Raw genomic sequence first — 393 nt, 5'->3', positions numbered from 1 at the left:
AGTCAACTGCGGAAAGGCATCAAAAATGGGAAATAAGATCTTGTTCGAAGATGATTTTATTTCCCAAAAGAATAACAAACCCGTTGCTGGAAAGGGATGGAAGAATATTGTTCAGGAAGGTTCCAAGCCCTGGGAGGCTTACACTGCAACCGGAGCCAATGCCTCTTTGGGCAGATCGGTGCGGATGAGGCCTGCAGGATCCGGGGATGTGAGAAGCATCAGCTGGTTAATTACCCCACAAATGAATTTTAATACAAACACAGGAGAAATCCTCAGCTTTAAAACGTCCACCAGTTTCGCAAACGGAAGCTTTATGGAAGTTCTTATCTCCACCGACTGGGATGGGACTGAAGAAAGTCTTCTAAGTGCCGAATGGCAGATCCTTTCTGCAGC

General features: G+C 46.1%; 1 protein-coding gene. It reads left to right on the top strand.

The window, feature by feature from the left end:
• Window positions 1–25 precede the first annotated feature (25 nt).
• On the top strand, window positions 26–393 hold a 368-nt coding region (locus HC176_RS17245), incomplete at its 3' end, for a choice-of-anchor J domain-containing protein (RefSeq protein WP_209309781.1).

It is taken from the genome of Tamlana crocina (genome assembly GCF_012037625.1).
Note: the sequence above shows the minus strand (reverse complement) of the source record. Positions and strands in the feature narration are given on the sequence as shown.